Consider the following 25,686-nt stretch of genomic DNA (forward strand, 5'->3'; position numbering starts at 1 on the left):
CCGGCGTACCAACAGGCAAAAACCTGCACATATGCAGGAATTTTTCGTGGCTGGCGCATCATCGAGTAAAAACCTGCACTTTTGCGCTTTATACGAAAATAGAACGCAGTAGACCTGACTATTTTCATTCTGCAGGGTGACGTCCACGACGTCATGGGGGTTTTTGCGGGTTTTCTTCGCGCTGCCAGGCAGATGTACTGCCGGCTCTGGCGGTGCGTGTACACGAGCAGTTCATCCTTATGCGGCCGGATGGGCTTGGCCTCAAAGCATTCCGGCAGCTTTTGCCGCTGCCGCTCAGTGCTCTGACCTCTTGGCTCAGTCTGCTTATTATAAGCGGCATTCCGTGCATAATCGGTGGGTTTCCCCGAAGCGCACAGGTTTCTTCGTAAAACCCCGCACTCTCTGCCCACAGGCTGGCGTGAGCTATCCGGCCGCATTTGGCAACCGGCTTCGCCGCCATCCAGCGGCGAGAACCGCTGGGGCCATCGTTCCGACGAGCTGTGTCGAATGCTTTAGCTTTTCTTTTGCGCTTTTGTTATAATGTTTTAACGGCAAACGAGCAAAAGAAGGTGATCGGATGAAGATTTTTGAAAAAGCACCGGCCAAAATCAACTTATCCCTTGATGTTTTACATAAAAGAGAAGACGGTTATCATGAAGTCGAAATGGTCATGACGATGGTGGACCTGGCGGACCGGATCGAAATGCAGGAGCTGCCGCGCGACACGATCATCATTTCCTCCCAGGCGGGGTATATTCCGCTTGACGAAAAAAACTTGGCTTTTCAAGCCGCCAGGTTGATCAAGGATCGGTACGACGTCAAACAGGGCGTTTACATCCATCTGGATAAAAAGATTCCGGTAGCCGCAGGGCTGGCGGGAGGAAGCAGCGATGCGGCGGCTACGCTGCGCGGGCTCAATCGGTTATGGAAGCTGGACATTCCGGTGAAAGAGCTGCAGGAGCTTGGAGCCGAGCTGGGCTCGGACGTTCCTTTTTGCGTGACGGGCGGCACGGCGGTTGCCCGGGGCAGAGGGGAGAAGCTGGAGCCGATCGCCTCGCCTCCGCAATGTTGGGTTGTGTTGGCCAAGCCCCCGATCAATGTGTCGACTTCGGAAATTTACGGCAAGCTGAATGCCCGCGAAATCAAGCGTCATCCCTCGACGAGAGTTATCCTGGACTCGATTCGCGACAAGCAGTTCGATCAGCTGTGCCACGGGATGGGCAATGTGCTGGAGGAAGTGACGCTGGAACTGTACCCGGAGGTGCGGCATTTGAAAGAATGCATGCAAAAGCTCGGTGCAGACGGGGTGCTGATGTCGGGCAGCGGGCCGACGGTTTTTGGCCTGGTATCCAAGGAGGCCAAAATTCCCCGCATCTACAACGGGTTGAGAGGATTTTGCAAAGACGTATATGCAGTGAGAATGTTAACGTAAAGAGCAGATACGGGCCGGTTTGTTTTGAAAAAGCTCCTTTTTGGGGCTTTTTTCGTTTTTTATGAGCGAAATTGGGGATTTTCGCAACAAAACGGCCGTTGTATGCGTATTACTATATGTAGGCAACGACAAATCAGATTGGCAAAGGAGGGCTGCCATGACTGAACTGTATTGGGGTTGTTTGGCCGGGGGCGTGTTGTTTGCTATTGTCAGCGTGCTGTTCGGCGATCTGATCAGCCATGCCTTGGACGGCTTGTTCGATTTTTTGTCTCTGGATATTGTAAAGCCAATGGTGCTGGCGAGCGCTGTAACCGGTTTCGGAGGCGCCGGCATACTGCTGGAGAAATACGCGGGAATAGGCTCGGTGGCCGCATTGCTGCTGGCGCTGCTGATAGCCGTTCTGCTCTCTGCGGCCGTCTATTTCGGGTATGTCAAACCGATGGAGAACACCGAGAATTCAACCGGCTATTCCATCAGGCAGCTAAACGGCAAAATCGGTGAGGTTACGGTGACTGTGCCCGCCTCGGGATTCGGGGAGGTGCTGGTCCGTGTAGGGGCCGGCAATACGAATCATACTGCGGCCAGCTTTGATGGCATCGAGCTTCCATCCGGCTCCAGAGTAGTGGTGGTGGAAGTGAAGGACGGAACTCTGTATGTGTCTAGTTTGCAATAAATGACGAAGGGGAGATGAAGCTATGCCTGATTTCTTAGTTGTACCCGCTCTTGTAGTCGGAGTTATCGTTATATTCGGTCTCGCTTTCTGGGCCCGTTACAAAACGGTCGGACCTGACGAGGCGATGATCATAACCGGTTCTTTTTTGGGGAATAAAAATATTTCCACCGACGAATCCGGAAGCAAAATCAAAATCGTCCGCGGAGGCGGCGCGTTCATATGGCCGGTTTTTCAGCAGTCGGAGTTTTTGTCGCTGCTTTCTCACAAGCTGGATGTATCCACGCCGGAGGTGTATACCGAGCAAGGGGTGCCCGTTATTGCCGACGGGGTCGCGATCATCAAAATCGGCGGAGCCGTCGAAGATGTGGCTACAGCCGCCGAGCAGTTCATGGGCAAACCGATCGAATCCCTCAAGGGGGAGGCGCAGGAGGTGCTGGAAGGGCATCTTAGGGCGATTCTCGGCTCCATGACCGTCGAGGAGGTGTACCGGAACCGCGATCGTTTTGCCCAGGAGGTGCAGGGGGTAGCGGCGCGGGATTTGAAAAAGATGGGGCTGCAAATCGTTTCCTTTACGATCAAAGATGTCCGCGACAAGCACGGCTATCTGGATGCGTTAGGGAAGCCGCGGATAGCCGCGGTCAAGCGGGATGCAGAAATCGCCGAAGCGGAAGCGGTGCGCGATGCGCGGATTCAAAAGGCGCGCGCCGAAGAGGAGGGGCAGAAGGCCGAACTGCTGCGGGATACGAACATCGCGGAGGCGGGCAAGGAGAAGGAATTGAAGATCGCCGCCTTCAAGAAGGTGCAGGATACGGCCAAGGCGGAAGCCGATCAGGCGTATCACATCCAGGAGGCCCGCGCCAAGCAGACGATGGTCGAGGAGCAGATGAAAGTCGAGCTCGTGCGGAAAGAGCGTGAGATCGACCTGCAGGAGAAAGAAATTCAGGTCCGCCAGAAGCAGTACGACGCGGAAGTGAAAAAGAAAGCGGACGCCGACCGCTATGCCGTCGAGCAGGCGGCGGAAGCCGACAAAGCGAAGAAGATGCGCGAGGCGGACGCCCGCCAGTACACGATCGAGGCTGAAGCGAAAGCGAATGCGGAGCAGCGCAGACTCGAAGGCATGGCCATCGCCGACGCGGAGCGGGCGAAAGGTACGGCAGAAGCGGAGGTCATCCGCTTGCGGGGGCTGGCTGAAGCCGAAGCGAAGGAGAAGCTGGCGGAGGCGTTCCAGAAATTCGGGGAGGCTGCGATCCTCGATATCATCGTGAAAATGCTTCCCGAGCTTGCCGGCAAAATCGCCGAGCCGCTCAGTTCTATAGATAAGCTGACCGTTGTGGATACCGGAAGCGGCGACGGCGCGGCCAGAGTGAGCAACTACGTAACGAAGCTGATGTCTACAGCGCCGGAAATGTTGAAAAGCGTGTCAGGCATCGACGTGGAGGAGATTATTAAAAATTTGACAAGCAAGGCGGGCTCGTCCGCAGACAGCTCGGCGCCCCGGCAAATTCGGGGTGACGCGCCGAACGCAAGCGAAGGGTAGCCGAGCCGCCGCGATTTTCTGCATCGGCCCGTTTCTCTTAGGGGAACGGGCTTTTTTGGCATTGACAAATGTTATTTTTATGTCACATTTATGTCAAATTAATTTTCACGGCGAAGCTTGAATAAATACGTATAAAAATGGTATATTTTCTTTATATTATTCGGATTCTGGGGGGGAAGGCGATGAAAAAGTTAAAAAGGAGCGCCAGGCTGGTGGAAATGACGCAGTACTTACTATTCCGCCCCCATTCGTTGATTCCTTTAACGACTTTTGCCGAGCGTTACAATTCAGCTAAATCCTCGATTAGCGAAGATTTGGCGATCATTAAAGAAGTGTTTGAAGAAGAAGGGCTTGGTGAACTGCATACGCTGGCCGGAGCGGCGGGGGGCGTGAAGTTTACGCCAAAGATGCCGAAGGAGGCGTCACTGCGTTTTATACAAAACCTGTGCCTGCAGCTGCAGCAGCCGGAGCGCATTTTGCCCGGAGGCTATTTGTATATGTCGGATATTATGGGACAGCCGCACCATTTGAATGAGATCGGCAAAACTTTTGCCTCGGCGTTCGCCGGTCAAGACTTGGACGTGATTATGACGGTTGAAACCAAAGGCATTCCGCTTGCTTATGCGACAGCCACTTATATGAATCTTCCCGTCGTTATTGTACGCAGAGACGGCAAGGTGACGGAGGGTTCTGCCGTAAGCATCAATTATGTATCGGGCTCCAACAAACGGATTCAGACGATGTCGCTCGCCAGACGCGCGCTAAAGGAAGAATCCAAGGTGCTGATCATCGATGACTTCATGCATGTGGGCGGCACGATTCACGGCATGATGGACCTGTTAAGCGAGTTCAAGGCTTCCGTCCAGGGCGTAGGGGTGTTCATGGAATCCTGCGAGGTGGATGAGCATTTGGTAGACCATTATGTATCGCTTGCACGGATGTACGGGGTGGATTCGAAAACGAAACAGATTACCGTAGAGCCGGGCAATTACTTTGACGATGCAAAAGGAGACTTGTAAACATGGAATATATCGCGACTTCAGCGGCTCCGGCCGCAATCGGGCCTTATTCGCAGGCGGTTAAGCTGGGCAATCTGCTGTTTACGTCGGGACAAATCCCGCTCGGTACGGACGGTCAGATCGTTCAGGGCGGCATCAAGGAACAGGCGCATCAAGTATTCGCCAATTTGAAGGCTGTATTGGAAGCGGCGGGCACCGATTTTTCGCAGGTGGTCAAGGCGACCGTGTTTTTGAAGGACATGAATCAGTTTGCAGAGCTGAACGAGATTTACGCTTCCTATTTTGGCGATCACAAACCGGCTCGTTCGACTGTCGAAGTGGCCAGACTGCCAAGGGATGTTTTTGTCGAAATTGAACTAATTGTTGGAATTTCTGTCGAATCTTGATCGAAACATTAAGAACGCATAAAATTATTCAATTTCCCGAAAAAGGAAGAAGGAATTTGCACTAAAATGTGGAATTATACACCCAAGTCCTAGCGATGGAAAAAGGTGGTGAACACAAGTGCAAATTACAGATGTAAGACTCCGCCGGGTTAATTCCGAGGGGAGAATGAAGGCGATTGCTTCCATTACCATCGACAACGAGTTCGTCGTTCACGATATTCGTGTGATTGACGGAAACAACGGTATGTTCGTGGCTATGCCAAGCAAACGGACTCCTGACGGGGAGTTCCGCGATATCGCTCATCCCATTTCTTCAACGACTCGCGAAAAAATTCAAGCTGCGGTTTTGGCTGAATATGATCGTGCAGCAGCTGAAGAAGAAGTAATCGAAGAAGGCGCTTAATTGTTCAACATCTGGAGAGCCCGCCGGGCTCTCTTTTCTTTTTGTGGGAATTGAGCTATATTTGGGGATGAACCGACTTTCATATCACGATTTACGATAATGCGCGTATACTAGGATTTATTTTAATAAGTTTATAAATAAAGGGGTTGGATGTCAGTTGAAATTAATGGCAATCGTACTGGCGGCAGGTCAGGGTAAACGGATGAAATCGAAGCTTTATAAAGTGCTCCACCCGGTTGCAGGCAAGCCGATGGTAGGTCACGTTGCAGATACGTTAAGGGATATGCAGGCGGAAAGGACGCTCGTCGTCGTTGGCTACGGAGCGGAGGCGGTACAGGCATACCTGGGCGATAAGGTGGAATATGCGCTGCAATCGGAGCAGCTCGGGACCGGCCACGCGGTTTTGCAGGCCAAAGACGCGCTGGGCGCCGAGGAAGGCACGACTATCGTCATCTGCGGCGATACGCCGTTGATTTCCGAAGGGACGCTGCGGAGCATGCTGGAGCTGCACAGCCAGTCGGGGGCGGCGGCGACGATTTTGACGGCCAAGCTCGATCAACCGCATGGATACGGACGCATCATCCGCGGGGAAGACTCCCGCGTGAGCCGCATCGTGGAGCAGAAGGATTGCAGCAGCGAAGAAGCGGCCGTTCAGGAGATCAATACGGGGACGTACTGCTTCGACAACCGCAAGCTGTTCGATGCGCTCGCTGCGGTGAAAAATGACAACGCCCAGAAAGAGTACTATTTGACGGATGTTATCGGCATTTTGACGGGGCGCGGCGAGATCGTGCAAGGGTACTGCATGGCGGACAGCGCGGAGTCGATCGGGGTGAACGACCGGGTAGCGCTTGCCGAGGCGGAGCGTTTGATGAAGGAAAGAATCAATCGCGCTCATATGCTGAACGGCGTAACGATCGTCGATCCGGCGGGTACGTACATTGAAGCGGGAGTGACCATCGGAGCGGATACGGTGCTGCTGCCGGGCACGATTTTGCGCGGCCAAACGTCGATCGGCGAGAATTGCACGATCGGCCCGCAAACGGAAATCAACGACTCCACGTTGTTAGATGAAGTTACCGTGAAGCAGTCCGTGCTGCAGGACGCTTTTGTCGACAGCGACGCAAGCGTCGGTCCGTTCGCTTATTTGCGGCCGGGCGCGAAGATCGGGAAGCATGTCAAAATCGGCGATTTCGTCGAAATCAAAAACGCGACGCTCGGCGATGGAACGAAGGTATCGCATTTGAGCTACGTAGGCGATGCGGTTGTAGGCACCAATGTCAACATCGGCTGCGGCGCGATAACGGTCAATTACGACGGCTTCAACAAAAGCCTGACCGAGATCGAAGACGACGCTTTCGTCGGCAGCAACGTGAACCTGATCGCGCCGGTTAAAATCGGCAAAGGCGCCTATGTGGTCGCAGGCTCCACGATTACGCATGCGGTTGAGGACGGAGATTTGGCCATCGCCCGCGAGCGGCAAACCAACAAGCCCGGCTACGCTGATAAGATCAAAGCGCGGATGCAGGCGAAAAAGAACAAAAAAGGATAGAAGGCAACAGGGAATTGGATGGAACTTCCTGAGATTGGGCACGCTACTGATTAGCGGTTAAACCTACTCTCAGGAGGTTTTTTTCATATGGCATTAACGTTAAAAGCGGACGCGCGCCAAGGCACGACCAAATCCGAAATCAAGCAGCTGCGCGCAAAAGGCAAAATTCCCGGCGTTGTCTACGGCAAAAAAACCGGGAATCTCGTCATCGCGATCGATCAAAAGGAGCTGCTTGCGCTGCTGCGCAAAAATCCGCACGCGATCATCGAGATGGAACTTCCGAACGGAGGCGGCAAACAGCCGGTCATGATGAACGAGCTGCAGAGAGATAAAGTGAACCGGGAGCTGCTGCATGTCGATTTTCATCAAATCAGCATGGATGAGCCGGTCAAAACGGTCGTGGCCCTCGATTTCGTCGGCGAAGCCGAAGGGGCCAAGGAAGGCGGCATCGTTCAGGTACAGCTGCACGAGCTGGAAATTCGCTGCCTGCCGCAGCACATCCCGGCCACCATCCCCGTCGACATTTCCGGGCTGGGCCTCGGGGACAACCTGCTGGTCAACCAGATCTCGGTTCCGGAGGAAATCGAGGTCAAATCGGACCCGAACGAGCTCATCGTAACCGTGCTGGCTCCTCAGAAAGAGACCGAAGCCGTCGAGGATCCGGCCGCTTCGCAAGAAACGAAAGCTTCCCAGGAGTCGATTGCCGAGGAAGCGAAGGAAGAACAGACCACGTAAGCACAACGCCAAAAGGGTGCCGCTCCGCTTGGGGAGGCGCCCTTTTCATTGCCGCCGTGCTGCGATGCTTGATTTCCTCGGGGATGAGGGGGCTATACTTTAATAGCCTGGACGTGAAATAAAATCGTGTAAAGTTCGGTTATAGAAGGTATTGTTGACTTTAATAAAATGTGTGGAGTACACTTCTACAAAGCCTATATCCTTGTGGGCGGTTTGATAGTATACTTGGACGGGGACGCTTGCGTCTACATGATCCTGAAAATGATGATCATGAGTTAGTTTTTGACCATTATCGTACATAAGCGTTGTCTCACCTGCATTTTTTAAATTTTTGCTGCTTCATAATAATATGACAATGCGTTCGGGAACTTCGTTCCGGCGGCAGGATATATTTTTTTGTAAATAATTTGTTTTATTGGAGGAAGGATGCAGCGTGAAATGTTTTATCGGGCTGGGCAATCCCGGCAAGCAGTATGAGCTGAACCGCCACAATATCGGGTTCATGGCAGTGGACCGGTTCGCGGCGAAATGGGGCATCGGCTCGTTTCAAAATAAGGGCAGGGCGCTGCTCGGAGAAGGCAATGTAAACGGAACGAAAGTGTATTTGCTCAAACCGATGACTTATATGAACCTGTCGGGCGAAGCGATGCGCGCTTTTCTCGATTTTTATAAGGCCGATCTCGATGACGTGACGATTATTTACGACGATATGGATACGGCTTTCGGCCAAATCCGTCTGCGTTATCAAGGAAGCGCCGGCGGGCATAACGGCATCAAATCGATTATCCAGCACGGGGGGACGCAGAGCTTCAACCGGATTCGGATCGGCGTATCCAGACCTGCGCCGGGTTACAATATCGCCGATTACGTGCTGTCCAACTTTTCCAAAGAGGAAATGCGCTCGATCGAGCAGGTGCTTGATCTTACGTGCGATGCGATGGAGTACAGTCTGGACAATTCGTTTGAGCGGACTATGGCGAAATTCAATAAATAGGGGCCGGAGCCGCGCAGGAAGCTGCAGCGGCGTTGGCTAATTTCTCCTGCAAATGGCCATACTAGGATATAAACGGAAGGCGGGCTGCGCAAAGATTGGGCCGCTTTCCGTGTAATAGGCCATTTGAAGGGGGCATACACTATGTCAATCAAGTATATTTGCAGGCATTGTCTCACCTTTGTCGGGGAAATCAATCAGGCTGCGATTACAGAGCAGCAACTGGGCTTCCATTTCTTGACCCCCGAAGAACGGAGAGATATAATATCGTATAACACGGATGGAGACGTTACCGTAAAGGTCGTCTGTGATTATTGCCGTGAAGCGCTTGAGGCTAACCCGGAGCTTTCGCTGCTGGCCAGCCCTCTGCAGTAGTCATGGTTGATGAAGGGAACAATAGCCTAGGCAAGCATGCCGAGGCTTCTTTTTGTGAGAGGAGTGTCATTGTTTGCAAGCTTTAGTTCAAGCTTTTTCTGCGGATGCCGATTTTCAAACGATTGTGTCCGGCGTTCGCTCCGAGATGAAAGAGCAGCTCATTGCCGGTCTCACCGGCTCCTCTCGACAAGTGATGATCGCCGCACTTGCGCGCGAATTGCAGCGACCGCTATTCATTATTACCCACAATATGTTTTCCGCACAGAAGATTTTCGAGGATTTGCTGGAATGCCTGTCGGAAGACGAAGTGCTGTTGTATCCGTCCCAGGAAATGATGGCGACCGAAGAAGCGGCGGCGAGCCCGGAAATGCTTGCGCAGCGGATCGATGCCCTGACCAAGCTTGCCGGAGGGTACCGCGGCGTGGTAGTCGCACCTTTTGCCGGAGTCAGAAGATTGCTGCCGGTCAAACAGGTGTTCGAGGATTCGCGCGTCACGATCAAGGTTGGAGATACGGTTCATTTGGATGAGCTGCTGGGCCGGCTGACGGCGCTGGGCTACGAACGGGTGGAACGCGTAGAATCCAAGGGCGAAATGAGTGTTCGCGGGGGAATACTGGATTTGTATCCGCTCACATCCGATCATGCCATTCGGATTGAGCTTTTTGATGTCGATGTCGATTCGATTCGCACGTTTGATGTTAGCGACCAGCGCTCGGTCGATAAATTAGAGGCGGTGACAATTCCGCCATGCCGGGAGATTCAAGCGGATGGAAAGCGATTACAATCTGCTGCCCAACATGCTTATGAGCTGCTGCAGGCGCAGTTAGAGAAAATGACCGATCGCGCGGCGAAGGATAAACTGCTGGAAGGCATCGGCCACGACATCGAACTGCTTCGCGAGGGGCAGACGTTCCCCGGCATTTATAAATATATATCGCTTTTATATACGGAAAGACAGACCCTGATGGACTACATGCCCACAGATGCGGTGCTGATCATCGACGAGCCTGCCCGTCTGCTGGAGACGGCGAAGCAACTGGAACGCGACGAGGCGGAATGGATGATGCACGCGCTGCAAGAGGGGAAGAGCTTGCCGGCTTTTGTGCTCTCCAAATCGTACGAATCGCTGCTTCACCGCAGGCCGTTCCCGACGCTGTACGTGTCGCTTTTCCTTAGACAAGTTGCGGGCGTTCAGCCGCAAAATATCGTGAATTTCGTCTGTCGGGTCATGCAAAACTTCCACGGGCAAATGAATCTCTTAAAATCGGAGATGGAGCGCTGGAAGAAGAACGGAAGCAAAGTCATTCTTCTGGCGAACGGGGAAGAGCGGTCGGAGCGGGTGAAGCGCGTGTTTCACGACTACCAGATCGAAGAGCCGCTGATTGTGGACGGCAACCTGCAGGCCGGCTTTGAGCTGCCTTCGATTCATTTGGTCGTTATCACGGAAGGCGAAATCTTCACGCAGAAGCAGCGCAAAGCGCGCAAAGTGGAGAAGAAGCTGGAGAACGCCGAGCGGATCAAAAGCTATCAGGAGCTGAAAATCGGCGATTATGTCGTTCACGTGAACCACGGCATCGGCAAATATGTCGGGATCGGCACGCTGGAAGTCGGCGGCATTCACAAAGACTACCTGCATATTATGTATGCTGGCGGCGACAAGCTCTCGGTGCCGATTGACCAGATCGATCTGATCCAGAAATACGTAGGCTCGGAAGAGAAAGAGCCGAAAGTTTATAAGCTTGGCGGCGCCGAATGGGCGCGGGTCAAGAGCAAGGTGCGGGCTTCGGTCAAGGACATTGCCGACGATCTGATCAAACTGTATGCCGATCGTCAGGCGACCTCGGGTTACGGGTTTAGCAAAGACAGCGCCTATCAAAATGAATTCGAAGCGATGTTCCCGTATGACGAAACGCGCGATCAACTGAGGGCGATTGAGGAAATCAAGGTGGACATGGAGAAAACGCGTCCGATGGACCGCCTGCTGTGCGGCGACGTAGGCTACGGCAAAACGGAGGTGGCCGTTCGCGCGGCGTTCAAGGCAGCCATCGACGGCAAGCAAGTGGCGGTGCTGGTGCCGACGACGATTTTGGCGCAGCAGCACTATGAAACGTTCCGCGAGCGGTTCTCGGGCTATCCGTTCAATGTGCAGGTGCTCAGCCGCTTCCGCTCCAAAAAGGAGCAGACGGAAGTGATGAAGGGCATCAAGAAAGGCACCGTCGACGTCGTGATCGGCACGCACCGGCTGCTGTCGCAGGACGTGCAGTTCAAGGATTTGGGGCTGCTGATCGTGGACGAGGAACAGCGGTTCGGCGTATCCCATAAGGAGAAGCTGAAGCGGCTGAAGACGAACGTGGACGTGCTGACGCTGACTGCGACGCCGATTCCGCGGACGCTGCACATGTCGATGCTCGGCGTGCGGGATTTGTCCGTCATCGAGACGCCGCCGGAGAACCGTTTTCCGGTTCAGACGTACGTCGTCGAGTACAGCCCGGGCCTGGTCCGGGAAGCGATCGAGCGCGAGCTTGCCCGCGAAGGGCAAGTCTATTTTCTTTACAACCGTGTTCAAGGAATTACGCAAATGGCGGACCAAATCTCCATGATGGTGCCGGACGCGCGCGTGACGGTTGCCCACGGGCAGATGGGCGAGCAGGAGCTGGAAAAGACGATTCTCGATTTTCTCGACGGAGAATATGACGTGCTTGTCAGCACAAGCATTATCGAGACCGGCGTCGACATCCCGAACGTGAACACGCTGATCGTCCACGATGCGGATAAAATGGGGCTTTCCCAGCTGTACCAGCTGCGCGGACGCGTCGGACGCTCCAACCGGATCGCCTACGCCTATTTTACGTATCAGCGCGATAAAGTGCTGACCGAAGTGGCGGAAAAACGTCTGCAAGCGATTAAAGAGTTTACAGAACTGGGATCAGGCTTTAAAATTGCCATGAGGGATTTGGCCATCCGGGGCGCCGGAAATTTGTTGGGCGCGGAACAGCATGGCTTTATTGCTTCTGTGGGCTTTGACTTGTACTCGCAAATGCTCGCGGAAGAAATAGCCAAGCGCAAACAGGAAATCGAAGGCGAGGAAGCTGCGCCGGGACCCGAATGGAATACGCAAATTGACATCCAATTGGACGCTTACCTGCCGTCCGACTACATCTACGACAGCATGCAAAAAATCGAAATCTACAAAAAAGTGGCTGCCATTCGCACACTGGAAGAAGCCGCGGATCTGCACGACGAGCTCGTCGATCGATTCGGGGATCTCCCGCAGGCCGTGTTCAACTTGTTATCGGTGGCTCGTTTGAAAGCATACGGTTCGGAGTACCGGATTGAAACGATCAGCCAAAAAGGGGATGATTACCAGATCAAGGTGCATACCGACCAGAACGACAAACTTGACGGGCAGAAGCTGTTCTCCCTGTCTAATCGCTTTGAAGGCCGCATCAAGCTTGTAGCGGGGCCGCAAATTCATATCCTTGTCCGCTGCAAGGGGCTTACGCCGGAAGCTTCCATCGAATTGGTGGAAAAATTTCTGGTACAATACAAGGAGGTTTTGAAAACGAAGGGAGAATTGCAAGATGTTGCCAAATAATACCGGTAAATCAATGTTCTATTCGAAAAAATGGATCCTAACTATGGTGGTGCTGCTGCTCGCAATTTCCGTTCTCAGCGCATGCGGCCAGAAGAAGGCGGAGGGCGGCGCAACCGCTTCTCCGGCCGCTACGGCTGCTGCCGCGGCTAATCCGGCGGACGTTATCGCGACCTACAAAGACGGGGGTAAAATTACCCGCAGCGAATTTGACTCTTTTATCAACGTGAACAAAATGTTCAGCCCGCAGCTTGCGCAATATATGAGCGACCCTGCCTTCCAGCAGGACATGCTCAATCGATTGGTGACATTCCGCGTGCTGTCCGCGCGTGCCGATGACAAAACGAAGGAAACCGCCGATAAGCAGGTTGCCGAGCAAATGAAGTCCTTCCAGGACTATTTCGGCAAAATGGAAGGCGGCGTGGACAAACAGCTCAAAGACAACAATGTCGAGCTGAAGGATATCGAATCGTTGATGAAAATGAGCTTCTATACGATGGGCAGTATGGAAAGCAAAGTGACCGATCAGCAAGTTCAGGATTCGTACAATAAACAAGCGGCTCAGCATGCTTTTGACGTTGTGACGGTAAGCCACATTCTGATCAGCTTGAAAGATTCCGCAACGCAAAAAGACATTCGCACCAAAGATGAAGCTTTGGCACGAGCCAAAGAAGTGAAGGACAAGCTCGATAAAGGCGGCGACTTCGCCGCGCTGGCCAAAGAATATTCCGATGATCCGGGTTCCAAGGACAAAGGAGGCACCTATAAAGATGCGGACGTGAACCAATGGGTTCCGCAATTTAAGGAAGCGGCTCTCACGCTGCCGATCAACAAAATCAGCGACCCGGTTGAATCCGACTACGGGTATCATGTCATGAAAGTGGAATCCAGAACGACCAAACCGCTGGATGATACGATGAAAACGCAAATCAAATCGCAATTGGCGGAAGGTTCGCTTTCGGACTTCGCGGAAAAAGAAGTTCCGGGCATGATTGAAACGAACAATCTGCCTAAGCCTACAGCAGCTCCGGCAGCAACTCCCGCAGCAAGCCCGTCTGCAGCGGCCAGCCCTGCGGCAAGCGCAGCGCCTGCAAAGTAATGTGTTCGAATGACCGCCGTCATGCGGGAAACACGGCGTGCACCGTGTGACAGAATTTCCAGGATGTCCCTTTTGGGGCATCCTGTTTGTTTTTGACATAAATGGACAAGATAACGTCAGCAGCATGCCAAACTACTTAATGAAAGTCGCTTTCAAGCGTGCTGGAAGTTAGTTGGTGAAGCGTCTGCATAAAAAATAGGCCGGGAAGAATACTATGGGTAGAATTCGAATTCCCTCCAATCCAGAATAAAAAGTTGTTATGCTCCAGTCGTATCCAATTCTTCATGAGGAAAGTGAGGCATCTAGAGGTATGAAGGCAACTGGAATTGTCCGTCGGATAGATGATTTAGGGAGAGTTGTCATTCCCAAGGAGATACGGCGCACACTTCGCATCCGCGAGGGAGACCCGTTGGAAATTTTCGTGGACCGGGACGGCGAAGTCATTCTCAAGAAATACTCGCCGATCGGCGAGCTGGGCGATTTTGCCAAAGAATATGCGGAGTCCTTGTTTGAAAGCACAAACCATGTGACTATGATTTCGGATCGGGATTCGGTCATCGCGGTGGCCGGAGGTTCCAAGAAAGACTATTTGGACAAATCGATCGGTTCTGTCGTGGAAACTTGTATGGAGAACCGCAAAGCAGTGCTGGAAAGCAGCAGCGGGCAGTACGAGATTATCAAAGACGCCAGCGACACTTATTCTTCTTTTGTGATTGCGCCTATCGTGGCGGGCGGCGATCCGATCGGCTCGGTCATTTTGATCAATAAGGACGAAGGCGTCAAGATGGGTCAATTGGAAGTCAAAATGGTGGAAACCGCAGCAGGCTTCCTGGCGAAGCAAATGGAGCAATAAGCAAGGCGTCTGTCCGATGAACAAGCAATTTCATCGGACAGACGCCGGGAATCGGTACAACAACAGAATATTCGGAGAACGCAGCTTCCTTGTCGAGAAAAATTTTCATCGGAGAGGAAGCTTTTTTTGTCGGAAGAGGAGGATTTCGTTATAATATTTCTTAAACGGCATTTCGTTAGAATGCAAGCAATGGGGGATTCATTGTGGAGGACACTCAAGCGGATCGGAGCGCCCGCACGGGGGAAGATCTGCGCCGGGCCCAATCGGGATCAGGACTGCTGCGGGGGGCTGCCGTGCTGGGAGCCGCTGCCGTATTGTCCAAGCTTTTGGGCACCTTGCAAAAGATTCCTCTGCAAAACTTGGCCGGGGATACGGCTTTTGGCATTTATAATGCGGTTTATCCGCTGTATATTCTTATTTTGTTTGCGGCGACGGCCGGGTTTCCGGTGGCTGTGTCCAAATTTGTCGCCGAGCGTGCCGCCGCAGGAGATCCGCAGGGGGCCCGGCGAATCGTTTATGTTTCTTCGCTGCTGTTGATGGGAACGGGCGCGCTACTATTTGTGCTGTTGTACATGGGCGCCGGACAGATCGCCGCCTGGATCGGCATCAGCCAGACGGAGCGGGCTATTCGCAGCGTATCCTTCGCACTGCTGCTGTCGCCGGTGATGGCTGTGCTGAGGGGATATTTTCAGGGGCATCACGACATGGTGCCGACAGCGGTCTCGCAGGTCATGGAGCAGCTTATTCGGGTAATAACGATGGTGGCGCTGCTGCTCTATTTTGTCGCCTTGTCGGCTAACGAGGAGTGGATCGCCGCCGGGGCGACGTTCGGTTCGGTTACAGGAGCGGGTGCAGGCTTGCTCGTCATGCTCATATACTGGCGCAAAGACCGGAATGCCCGATCCAAGCATCCCGCGCCGGAACGGGCGGTGGCTGGGGAAAATCTGAGCAATGCACAGTGGGCATGGCGCATTGCGGCTTACGCCATTCCGGTCTGCCTGGGAGCGATCGTCGTGCCGATTCTGAATCTGGTCGATACGTTCACGATGCCCCGTTTGCTGGATGCGTCGCTGATGAACGAAGCCGAGGCGATGCGGCAGTTCGGTTTGTACAACCGAGGCTTGCCCCTCGTCCAGCTAGTCGTCATGGTCGCCTCGTCGATGTCGGCGGCGCTTGTCCCGGCGATTGCCGAAGCGAACATGAAGGGGCAAGCAGGACTTATCCGCTCGCGGGCTGAGATGGCGGTCAAGCTTGCCTGGCTGATCGGCCTTGGCGCCTCCTTCGGGCTCGCCTTTGCGGCGGTGCCGATCAACGTCATGCTGTACGCGAGCAGCGACGCCAGCTGGACGATGGCCGTGCTCGCTTTCACGGCCCTGTTCAGCACGCTGAACGCGGTCACCGCCAGCGTGCTCCAGGGCGCCGGCGCGATCCGCACGCCGGCGAAAGCCCTGCTCATTGCCGCCGCGCTCAAGGCGCTCGGCAATGTGTGGCTCATGCCCCGCTGGGGCATCGAAGGCGCCGCGATTAGCGCGGTCGTCGCCTATGCCGCTGCCGCGGGGCTGAATCTGGTGCAGCTGGCACGCTGCACCGGGGCGCGCTTTCCGCTGCGGCAGTACGCCGCAAGGCCCACGCTGGCCGTGGGCCTGATGGGCGTCTGCCTCGCAGCGCTGCAGTTGTTGGCGCGGCCGGCGCTCGCGGCCGCGCATGTGCCGGAGCGATGGGGCTGGAGCGCCATCGCTCTGGTGAGCGTAGCCGGCGGCGCAGCCGTCTACGCGCTTGCGCTGCTGCGCAGCGGCAGCATCAGCCGCGAGGAGCTGCGGCTGATGCCGGAGCTGGACCGGAAGCTTGCTCCGGTCCTGGCGAAGCTGCTCCCGCCGCCGCGCCCCGGCGGGGACAAGCCATGAGCGCCCCGCAGCGCGCGAGCTCGCGTGGGGCTGGCTTGCCCAGCCCCCGGGCGACGCCGNCGCCGCGCCCCGGCGGGGACAAGCCATGAGCGCCCCGCAGCGCGCGAGCTCGCGTGGGGCTGGCTTGCCCAGCCCCCGGGCGACGCCGCGGAGAAAGCGCGCGTGCACGAGGCGTCTCGGCACGCCCGATCGTGAGCGCCCCGCAGCGCGCGCGTGCATGAGGCGTCTCGGCGTGCCCGGTCGTGAGCGCCCCGCAGCGCGCGTGCACGAGGCGTCTCGGTGCCCCGGCTGGGGGAAAAACCTGCGAAAGTGCAGGCTTTTTCTGCGAAAATGGTTCATTTTGGCGAAAAGCCTGCAAATGCGCAGGAATTTTCTCTCAAAATGGGGCTGAGCCCCTTGTACTCGATGAAAAGCCTGCACATTTGCAGGAATTTTTCGCAGTCGGCGTATCAACGAGCAAAAACCTGTACTTTTGCAGGTTTTTCTGCGCGACTAAGAGGCAAATGGCGGCTATGGGTCTGGCGTGCGGGTTTTTGGGTAGCTTGGATGTTGCAGGTGTTTTCTGGCATTTCCGGTCATTCTCCGGGCTCTCAAGCTTTCGCTGGCTTGCTCCAGATTCGTCCGGATATTCCCGGCCTTCTGCGACTTACCCAGCATACACAGTCATCACTAGCATTCAGCGACTTACCCAGCATACACAGTCATCGCGAGCCTTCTGCGGTTAACCCAGCATTTACAGTCATTGCAGCATTCTGTGGCATACCCAGCATTCTCAGTTTCGCGAGCCTTCTGCGACTTACCCAGCACTCTCAGGCATCGCCGGCATTCCCCGCGCTGCTAGTGATACGTCCGTTCTAGCAGATGGTTTTTTCACCCATCTCATTTTCCCGGGTTTCTGCGGGCGATGATGCGGGGACACAGGCGGTATCTGGCCGGCCGTAGTCCAACGTATTTAAATCCAGAGGGGACGGGGTGCAGCATGATAGCTGCCGCCCCCACGCGACAACGTTCTTTTTTGCACTGGGCGAAGGGCAACTGCCTTTATTCAGCCCATGTTTATACCCAATAGGAGGTGTCATGTACACATGACTCATACATATGCGCCTATCACGGTTGTCGGTCTGGGAACCGGCGACGAGGACCAGCTCACGCTGGGCGTCTGGAAGAAGCTTCAAGCGGCGTCCCGGGAGCAGGCCGTCGTGTATTTGCGGACCGCGGATCATCCGATGGTCGCCATGCTGGATGCGAATCGGATACCTTACCGTACGTTCGATGACAACTACACCGCGCACGCTTCGTTCGAGCAGGTGTATAAATCGATTGCAGACCAATTGATCGCGGCGGCCAAAGAGCAGACCGCGGAGGTGATCTATGCTGTGCCTGGTCATCCGATGGTGGCGGAATATACGGTGCAGCTGCTTAAGGAGCGCTGCCCGCAGGAGCGGATTACGCTTTCTTTGTTGGGCGGCGAAAGTTTTCTGGACCAGGCTTTCCTGCGGTTCGGCTTCGATCCGATCGAAGGCTTTCAGCTGTTGGATGCGACGAGCCTGAACCGCTATAGTTTGAATCCGCGTTTGCATACGGTGATCGGGCAGGTGTACGATACTTTGACGGCATCGGATGTCAAATTAAGTCTTATGGAGGCGTACCCGGATGATTACCGCGTCGTGGTCGGCCATTCTCTCGGCGTTGCCGGAGCTGAGCGGATCGAGGAAGTGGAGCTTCACGAGCTGGATCATCTCAAAGGCTACGGCAACCTGTCTCTGGTGTGGGTGCCGCGCAGCGAGGAAGATAGGATCTACTACCGTTCCTTCGGTCGTTTGCATGAAATCGTGCAAATTTTGCGCAGCCCGGAAGGCTGTCCGTGGGATCGGGAGCAGACTCATGCCAGCCTCCGCAAAAATCTCATCGAAGAGGCTTACGAAGTGCTGGAGACGATCGATGAGGACGATCCCGAACATATGTGCGAAGAGCTGGGAGATCTGCTGCTGCAGGTGATGCTGCACGCCCAGATGGAGGAAGAGGTCGGGACGTTTACCGTCTACGATGTTATCGCGGGGCTGAACGAGAAGTTGATTCGCCGCCATCCGCATGTTTTTGGCGAGAATAAGGCGGAAGACGCGGACGAGGCTCTTGTGAACTGGAATGCGATCAAGGCGGAGGAAAAGCGGAAAAAAGGCATCGACATCGCGAAGCAATCCGTTTTGGACGGCGTTCCGCGCGATTTGCCGGGGCTGATGAAAGCTTGGAAGCTGCAGAAAAAAGCGGCTGCCGTCGGCTTCGATTGGACGGAAATCGATGAAGTGCTGGGCAAAGTCGAGGAGGAACTCGGCGAGCTGCGGGAAGCGATGGCAAGCGAAGGGGACGACGCCGGGCAGGAGAGGCTGGGAGAGCTTGGGGACCTGCTTTTTGCTATCGTCAACCTTGCGAGATTTCTCAAAATTGACCCGGAAGAGGCCATTGGCCGGACAAACCGTAAATTTGTGCAAAGATTTTCATATATTGAAGAGCAGTTACGTTTAAGAGGACTTTCTTTTGACCAGACTGAGTTATCAGAGATGGAATTTTACTGGCAGGAAGCAAAAAAAATTGCAAACCTGGATCATTGACAGAAGGATTTTAGCGAAAAAAGCAGAATACATAGTTTGGTGTCAAGGTTGAAATGGAATGTAACCGAAATGGTACATAGAAGACTCGCTCTTCAAACATTTTAGGAGGTAAAGAAAACCCATGAACAAAACAGATCTGATCAACAACATCTCAGAAAAAAGCGGACTAACGAAGAAAGACGTAGAAGCTGTACTGAACGGATTTTTAGGTGAGGTTACAGACGCGCTTTCATCCGGAGATAAAGTACAACTGATCGGTTTCGGAACTTTCGAAACTCGCAAACGTTCCGGCCGCACGGGCCGCAACCCGCAAACAGGCAGCCCGATCGTGATCGCAGAGTCCAAAGTTCCAGCTTTCAAAGCCGGCAACAAGCTTAAAGACGCTGTAAAATAATGCGGCTCGATAAGTTTCTCAAAGTATCCCGTCTGATCAAACGCCGTACTGTGGCCAAGGATGTATCCGACCAAGGACGCGTCTGGATCAACGGAAGAGACGCCAAACCGAGCACCGCCGTGAAAGTCGGGGACGAGCTGGCTATCCAATTCGGACAAAAGAAAGTGACGGTTCGAGTGGAGGCCCTCACGGAGTCGACCCGCAAGGAAGACGCCGCCCAAATGTACACGCTGCTCAAAGAAGAAGCATATCAACCTGAATAAGAGCCTTGAAGAGACTAAGAGATTAGTCTCTTTTTTGTTGCTTTTCTGTTCTAAATTCGGACATCCCTCCATAAGGTAGTGATAGATGAAGGAGGGGTACAGGCCATGATGGAACCCGTGAAAAACAAACGGCAGGAAATCAAAATGCTGAATCGCAAGCTCTTGGAGATCTCCGGAGTTTTAAACGTAGAAAGCTTTGATAGTGAAGAGTTTCTCCTCGAAACGGAAATGGGCTTTTTGATGATCAAGGGCCAGAATCTGCATATCAAAAATTTGAGCTTGGAACAAGGATTAGTCGCCATTGAAGGGGTAGTCAACGAACTTTCGTACGTGGACGGAAACTCCCAGGAGAAATCCAAGGGATTTTTAGGTAAGCTGTTCAAGTGACGCTAAACGTCCAGTTTTATACGCTGGCGATGATGTTCCTCAGCGGGCTTGCCCTAGGTACGATCTACGATGTGCTGCACGTGCTTTCGGGCAAGCTGCGGCTGCCGCGGTGGACCATCCCGATCATTGACGTCTTGTATTGGATTGTGGCGACAATCCTCGTATTTCGAACGCTAGTACATAGTAACGAAGGGCAAATTCGCTTTTTTGTGTTTCTTGGTCTCGGCATCGGGGTATGTTTTTATTTTGCTTTCCTCAGCATCTGGATCGTACGGCTAACGGGGTTGATCGTTCGGATTGTAGTCGCGGTGTACCGTTTTATCCGAAAAACGGTCGAAATTCTCATTATTAAACCGATTATAGGCTTATATCGGCTTGTCGTGATTATTTTAGGAATTTTGGTGACTGTAGCTATTTTCCTGTATAAAATTGTGCTACAATTACTCTATCCTATGTGGAGACTGTTCCTCTGGATGACTCGGCCTGTGCGTAAATTTATGGTGCTTCCCGGTTGGCTCAAGAAGTTTGGGAGCAAGGTGGCGGCTTTATACCGCAGGTTATTCTCGAAGTAGGAGGCATTCCCATTCATGCAAGCTCAAGCAGCCGTATCAACGAATAAGCGCAGCAGCAAAGGTTCTAAACGGAGACTTCGCTTTCTCATGGTCCTTGTATTGTGCTTCATGAGCTGGGCGGGTGTCACGATTTTCGATCAGATCGCCAAGCTCTCTGCCAAGAGTTCAACGGTTCAGGATATGAAGCAGCAACTTGCCGATGCCAGGAAGCTGAATGAGGACACGAAGAAGGAAATATCCCGACTTCACGATGACGAATACTTGGAGCAGATTATTCGGAGAGATTTTCATTATATTAAAAGCGGAGAGACGCCTTTGAGCGTTTCGAAGTCGCGTTAGTATCGTCTGAAAAAGTGAGTCAATTGCCTTGTTGACCGAGATTTGCGCATCGGTTATAATCGGCGTAGCCAGTGTTTTCAACATTTTAAGGGAGGAACATTTTACTTTATGGCAATTGAAGTGGGCACCAAGTTAGAGGGAAGAGTGACAGGGATTACTCACTTTGGAGCATTCGTCGAGCTTGCTGAAGGAGTTACCGGTCTTGTTCACATCTCAGAGATTGCAGACAATTATGTGAAAGACGTTAATGACCATTTAAAGCTGGATGACAAGGTCACGGTCAAAGTGATTAACGTGGACAAGGATGGAAAGATCGGATTGTCGATCAAGCAGACGATTGATAAGCCTGTTGAGGAAAGACCGGCTCGCCCTGAACGACAAGGTGGCGGCAGCTATCAAGGACGTCCCGGCGGAGATCGCGGAGGCTTTCAAGGCAATCGTCCGGGTGGCGGCGAACGCAGTGGCCCTCCGGGCGGTGGAGGATTCAATCGCGGCGGAGACCGTGGAGGTCGAGGCTTCAATAAGCAGCAGGGCGGCAGTCGGCCGTTTTCGTTCGAAGATAAAGTGTCCCGTTTCCTAAAAGACAGTGAAGAGCGGATTTCGTCTCTGAAGAAGAACACCGAGTCCAAACGTGGTGGAAGAGGCGGAAGAAGAGATTAATATAGCATGAACCAAAACCACATTCGCTACGGCGGGTGTGGTTTTTTTGCGTGGAATGTGGTCCGACCGACCGCCGTCTGCGGTGAAACACCGCGCGTTGGGAGCTGTGCGCGGTGCGAAAGCATGGGCAGAAAAACCTACAGATTTCAGGCGCCCAGAAACCCATACGCCAGAGCTGGTCACACAAATCTATCTGGGAGCTGCGCGCGGTGCGAAAGCATGAGTAGAGAACCCCACAGATTTCAGGCGCCCAGAAACCCACATGCCAGAGCCGATTGCACAAATCTGCCTAATGCGCGAAGAAAGCCTGCAAAAGTACAGTTTTTGCGCGATGGATACGCTGACTACGAAAAATTCCTGCAAATGTGCAGGCTTTTCGCCGCGGATCTAGGTTCAGATTCATTTTCGCGGAAAATTCCTGCACAATCGCAGGCTTTTCGCCAAAACGAACCACTTTTGCGAAAAAAACCTGCACTTTTGCAGGTTTTCTTCGCGTTCCCAAGTAGAGATGGACCAACTCTTAAGGCTCGAGTTTTTCGGCAATCTCACCCTCGCGGCTTTTCCGGCTGCCTAGCCGCTGCTTCGCGGGCGGGTGGTTTGCCGTCGTGGAAGCGGCTCGGGCGCGCCATTTTTGGTACCGGCAAACGACCATACCGCATATCATCACCAAATTACCGCTCATCCAGGGGCACATATTAGTGGTATACCGTTGCACCTAATACAGTGCCGGGTCTAATAGTACAGCGCCGGGTCCAATTGGGGTTGATCGTTCGATAGTTTCCAGAGTTTGGATCTGACATGATGGAGTTCGGGTTTTCTAGCAAGCGTTCCCGCGCCGGGGTGAGCCTGCAGTCGACATCAATTTACGGAAATCCTCCGCATACGCAAGGATAAAGTTCGGGCGAAAAAGACTTTTCGCGGAGCCAAGAACCCGAAAAAGCAAGGCTGGGCTTGGGCTGAGGGCTGGCGACAAAGCTGACGGGGCTTGTCGGAAATTTCTTTTACTCTACCAACTCATTCTGACAAACTTTCTGCTAGATTGTCTCTATACTAGAGAAACAATAAGAGCGAATGGAAGGTGTTAAGAACATGCAGAGAAGAAACGTTATCACATCAATCGGCGGACATTGGTCGGGATTTTGGCATAAGGCGAAAACAGGAACTCGCAGTGCTGCACTTGAGAATCGGTTCGTACAAGCATTTGTTGCCAAGAAATGGGCGCTGCTGCTCATAGTGATGGGTTTCCTGCTCGGAAGAGCGATGATTCTGGAACAACTGTCGCCATTTGGTCTTGCGTTTTTTGCCGTCATTTATTTCACAAGAAGAGATTTGCTGCATTGGGTGGGAGTTGCCGTCTTTGCAGGCAGTCTGCTCTCGCTGAGCCCTCATTCGGGCTACATTGTCACCGAGATGCTGGTCTTTTTACTCATACAAAAAGCTTGCGAAAAATACGAGCGAACGGATATTTCGCTGGCCCCGCTGCAGGTGTTCGCCTCCACGTTTCTCGTGCAACTGTTCGCCGCTATGGTTGTTTCCAATCTGACGTGGTACTCGGTCGCCATGATTGCCGTAGAATCGGTGCTCAGTCTGGTGCTGACGCTGATCTTCATTCAGGCGATACCGGTTTTCACGCTAACCCGCAAAAATTATCATTTAAAACACGAAGAAATCATCTGTCTGATCATTTTGCTCGCTTCCGTCATGACGGGAACGGTCAGTTGGTTCATCGGCCCCGTTACTTTAGAGCACGTGCTGTCCCGTTACTTGATTCTCCTGTTCGCGCTGGTGGGCGGGGCGCCGTTCGGAGCTTCCGTCGGTGTCATTACCGGGCTGATTCTCAGTCTGGCCAACAGCAGCGCCATCTACCAGATGAGCCTGCTTGCTTTCTCCGGTATGCTGGCCGGCCTGCTCAAGGAGGGCAACCGTCTGGCTGTGGCTTTCGGGATGCTGCTGGGTTCCTCCATTTTATCGATCTATTTGGGAACGAATCGGGATATGATCAATTCCACGTGGGAATCGCTGGCGGCAGTTGCGCTCTTTTTGCTGACTCCGCGCGGCTTTATCCAGATACTCGCCAAATACGTGCCCGGCACGCAGGAAAATTTGAAATCCCAGCAGGACTACGCCAGGCGGGTGCGGGATATTACGGCCGGGCGCGTGCAGCAATTTTCGGAAGTATTTCGGCAGCTGTCCCGCAGTTTCAAGCTGATTACTACGGAAAACGCCGAGGTTCGCAAGGAGGAGGACGTGGGGCATTTTATGAATGCCGTGGCGCAAAAGACCTGCGAAACTTGCTGGAAAAAAAGCCAGTGCTGGGATCAGAAATTTTATCAGACGTACACCTATATGACCGATATGATGTCAAGTATTGAGGCGAAGGGGGATATGACGAAGAAGCATATTTTGCCCGAGTGGAAAAAAATGTGTATTCGCACGGATCAGGTGCTGGAAGTGATGAAGCAGCAATACGGCCTCTATAAAAACGATTTGCACTGGAAAAAGCAAATACTCGACAGCCGCCAGCTGGTTGCGGATCAGCTTTCAGGTGTTTCCCAGGTAATGGAGGACTTGGCCAAAGAAATCAAACGCGAAGGACAGGAGCTGTTCCTTCAGGAGGAGCAAATCCGCAATGCGCTCGAAGAGCTCGGCTTGTCCATTCACAGCATCGACATTATCAGCCTGGACGAAGGGAATGTCGACATCGAAATCATCCATCAATATACGAAAGGATTTGATGAATGCCGCAAAATCATCGCGCCGCTGCTCAGCGAAATTCTCGGCGAGAACGTCGCCGTGAAGAGCGAGCAAATGCATGAGCGCGGCGAAGGCTACAGCACAGTCGTATTCGGCTCCGCCAAGGAATACGAGGTCGAAACCGGCGTCGCCGGCGCAGCCAAGGGCGGCGACCTGCTTTCGGGCGACAGCTTCAGCACGGTGGAGCTGGGCAACGGCAAGTTCGCCGTGGCGCTGAGCGATGGCATGGGCAACGGCGAGCGCGCCAGGGCGGAGAGCCAGGCGGCGCTGACGATACTGCAGCAGCTGCTGCAGTCGGGCATGGACGAGAAGCTCGCGATCAAGTCGCTGAACTCGGTGCTGATGCTGCGTTCCTCCGACGAGATGTACGCGACCGTCGACATGGCTTTGGTCGATATGTACAACGCGAATACGACGTTTGTGAAGACCGGGTCGACGCCGAGCTTTATTAAGCGCGGCAGTGAAGTGATGATGATCTCGGCGAGCAACTTGCCGGTTGGCATCGTGCAGGACATCGAGGTGGATCTCGTGACCATTCCGCTGCAATCCGGCGACATCCTGATCATGATGACCGACGGGATATACGACGCCCCGGGCCATGCCGTCAACAAAGAGATGTGGATGAAGCGCATGGTCCAGGAGATCGATACGAATGTGCCGCAGGATTTTGCGGATTGTTTGCTGGAGCGGATTTTCCGCCATCATCACGGTGATATTCAGGATGATATGACTGTAGTCGTGGCGCGGGTAGAGAAGCACCAGCCGGAATGGGCGACTTTCCGCTGGCCGGGTTTTACGCGCCTGGAACGCCCGAAGACGGTGAGCTGATAGCGAAAGGAGGAGCCACATATCATATAAAAACAACACAGGCTGGTCCGGGTTATCGGTCCCTATTCGCAGGGGCCGACCGGGGCCGGCTTTTTGCTGCATCAGCCGATCATCGGATCGTTGTAAAATACCGCTATAATCTCCCGTTTCTATGATTAGACTCTCTCATTCGTGGCAAAACTAGAAGTAAAGGCTGCTAGAAGTCTGTCCGAAATGACTGCTTATTTGCCGCTCATGCCGCATAAAATCCGTCATTTCGCATACACATACGTTCTGCTGCATTCCTTGGACAGACAGCTGGAAAGCGAACTTTTCTTTTGCCCGGGAGG

The 25,686-nt window shown here is 53.6% G+C and carries 22 protein-coding genes; all 22 read left to right on the forward strand.

What is annotated here, in order from left to right:
- Positions 1–577: 577 nt before the first annotated feature.
- Positions 578–1,432 (forward strand): 4-(cytidine 5'-diphospho)-2-C-methyl-D-erythritol kinase, encoded by an 855-nt coding sequence (ispE, locus tag AC6RNO_RS31100; RefSeq protein WP_474686871.1) that lies wholly within the window; start codon positions 578–580, stop codon positions 1,430–1,432.
- 157 nt (positions 1,433–1,589) lie between these two features.
- Positions 1,590–2,105, forward strand: coding sequence for an NfeD family membrane protein (locus AC6RNO_RS31105; RefSeq protein ID WP_474686870.1), 516 nt, complete (start codon positions 1,590–1,592; stop codon positions 2,103–2,105).
- 22 nt (positions 2,106–2,127) lie between these two features.
- Positions 2,128–3,642: a flotillin lipid rafts scaffold protein FloT gene (floT, locus tag AC6RNO_RS31110; protein WP_474686869.1), complete on the forward strand. Its 1,515-nt coding sequence runs from the start codon at positions 2,128–2,130 to the stop codon at positions 3,640–3,642.
- A 182-nt stretch (positions 3,643–3,824) separates the two neighbouring features.
- Positions 3,825–4,661: a pur operon repressor gene (gene purR / locus AC6RNO_RS31115; RefSeq protein ID WP_474686868.1), complete on the forward strand. Its 837-nt coding sequence runs from the start codon at positions 3,825–3,827 to the stop codon at positions 4,659–4,661.
- A 2-nt stretch (positions 4,662–4,663) separates the two neighbouring features.
- Entirely contained in the window at positions 4,664–5,047 is a 384-nt protein-coding gene (locus tag AC6RNO_RS31120; RefSeq protein WP_474686866.1) for a RidA family protein, read from the forward strand.
- Between the two features lie 118 nt (positions 5,048–5,165).
- Positions 5,166–5,450, forward strand: a complete 285-nt coding sequence (spoVG, locus tag AC6RNO_RS31125) for a septation regulator SpoVG (protein WP_036655543.1) — start codon at positions 5,166–5,168, stop codon at positions 5,448–5,450.
- A 157-nt stretch (positions 5,451–5,607) separates the two neighbouring features.
- Entirely contained in the window at positions 5,608–7,002 is a 1,395-nt protein-coding gene (glmU, locus tag AC6RNO_RS31130) for a bifunctional UDP-N-acetylglucosamine diphosphorylase/glucosamine-1-phosphate N-acetyltransferase GlmU (RefSeq protein ID WP_497107855.1), read from the forward strand.
- Positions 7,003–7,089: 87 nt separating this feature from the next.
- The gene (locus AC6RNO_RS31135) at positions 7,090–7,737 is read left to right on the forward strand and encodes a 50S ribosomal protein L25/general stress protein Ctc (protein WP_474686863.1); all 648 of its coding nucleotides are present in this window, start codon (positions 7,090–7,092) and stop codon (positions 7,735–7,737) included.
- Between the two features lie 433 nt (positions 7,738–8,170).
- Positions 8,171–8,731, forward strand: coding sequence for an aminoacyl-tRNA hydrolase (gene pth, locus AC6RNO_RS31140; RefSeq protein WP_474686861.1), 561 nt, complete (start codon positions 8,171–8,173; stop codon positions 8,729–8,731).
- Positions 8,732–8,872: 141 nt separating this feature from the next.
- Positions 8,873–9,103 carry an anti-sigma-F factor Fin gene (fin, locus tag AC6RNO_RS31145; RefSeq protein WP_488438131.1) on the forward strand — a complete coding sequence of 77 codons (231 nt, stop codon included), beginning with the start codon at positions 8,873–8,875 and terminating at the stop codon, positions 9,101–9,103.
- A 73-nt stretch (positions 9,104–9,176) separates the two neighbouring features.
- A complete protein-coding gene (mfd, locus tag AC6RNO_RS31150) occupies positions 9,177–12,698 on the forward strand; it encodes a transcription-repair coupling factor (RefSeq protein WP_474686858.1) in 3,522 nt (1,173 codons plus the stop codon).
- Complete coding sequence (locus AC6RNO_RS31155; protein ID WP_497107856.1) at positions 12,685–13,794, forward strand: peptidylprolyl isomerase; 1,110 nt, start codon at positions 12,685–12,687, stop codon at positions 13,792–13,794. Before mfd ends, AC6RNO_RS31155 begins: the two co-directional genes overlap by 14 nt.
- A gap of 310 nt (positions 13,795–14,104) precedes the next feature.
- Positions 14,105–14,647 carry a stage V sporulation protein T gene (gene spoVT / locus AC6RNO_RS31160; protein WP_474686855.1) on the forward strand — a complete coding sequence of 181 codons (543 nt, stop codon included), beginning with the start codon at positions 14,105–14,107 and terminating at the stop codon, positions 14,645–14,647.
- Positions 14,648–14,850: 203 nt separating this feature from the next.
- Positions 14,851–16,551 (forward strand): oligosaccharide flippase family protein, encoded by a 1,701-nt coding sequence (locus AC6RNO_RS31165; protein WP_497107857.1) that lies wholly within the window; start codon positions 14,851–14,853, stop codon positions 16,549–16,551.
- Between the two features lie 1,085 nt (positions 16,552–17,636).
- Complete coding sequence (gene yabN, locus AC6RNO_RS31170) at positions 17,637–19,160, forward strand: bifunctional methyltransferase/pyrophosphohydrolase YabN (protein WP_497107858.1); 1,524 nt, start codon at positions 17,637–17,639, stop codon at positions 19,158–19,160.
- A gap of 121 nt (positions 19,161–19,281) precedes the next feature.
- The gene (locus tag AC6RNO_RS31175) at positions 19,282–19,554 is read left to right on the forward strand and encodes an HU family DNA-binding protein (protein ID WP_474686992.1); all 273 of its coding nucleotides are present in this window, start codon (positions 19,282–19,284) and stop codon (positions 19,552–19,554) included.
- On the forward strand, positions 19,554–19,817 hold the full coding sequence (locus AC6RNO_RS31180; protein ID WP_474686991.1) for an RNA-binding S4 domain-containing protein: 264 nt from the start codon (positions 19,554–19,556) through the stop codon (positions 19,815–19,817). Before AC6RNO_RS31175 ends, AC6RNO_RS31180 begins: the two co-directional genes overlap by 1 nt.
- 105 nt (positions 19,818–19,922) lie before the next feature.
- Complete coding sequence (yabP, locus tag AC6RNO_RS31185; RefSeq protein WP_474686990.1) at positions 19,923–20,204, forward strand: sporulation protein YabP; 282 nt, start codon at positions 19,923–19,925, stop codon at positions 20,202–20,204.
- The gene (yabQ, locus tag AC6RNO_RS31190; protein ID WP_474686989.1) at positions 20,201–20,776 is read left to right on the forward strand and encodes a spore cortex biosynthesis protein YabQ; all 576 of its coding nucleotides are present in this window, start codon (positions 20,201–20,203) and stop codon (positions 20,774–20,776) included. Before yabP ends, yabQ begins: the two co-directional genes overlap by 4 nt.
- A 15-nt stretch (positions 20,777–20,791) precedes the next feature.
- The gene (locus AC6RNO_RS31195; protein WP_474686987.1) at positions 20,792–21,115 is read left to right on the forward strand and encodes an FtsB family cell division protein; all 324 of its coding nucleotides are present in this window, start codon (positions 20,792–20,794) and stop codon (positions 21,113–21,115) included.
- Positions 21,116–21,223: 108 nt separating this feature from the next.
- Positions 21,224–21,775, forward strand: coding sequence for a S1 domain-containing RNA-binding protein (locus tag AC6RNO_RS31200; protein WP_474686986.1), 552 nt, complete (start codon positions 21,224–21,226; stop codon positions 21,773–21,775).
- A gap of 1,089 nt (positions 21,776–22,864) precedes the next feature.
- Positions 22,865–25,357 carry a stage II sporulation protein E gene (gene spoIIE, locus AC6RNO_RS31205; RefSeq protein ID WP_474686984.1) on the forward strand — a complete coding sequence of 831 codons (2,493 nt, stop codon included), beginning with the start codon at positions 22,865–22,867 and terminating at the stop codon, positions 25,355–25,357.
- Positions 25,358–25,686: the final 329 nt, after the last annotated feature.

Source organism: Paenibacillus sp. sgz302190 (assembly GCF_059820445.1).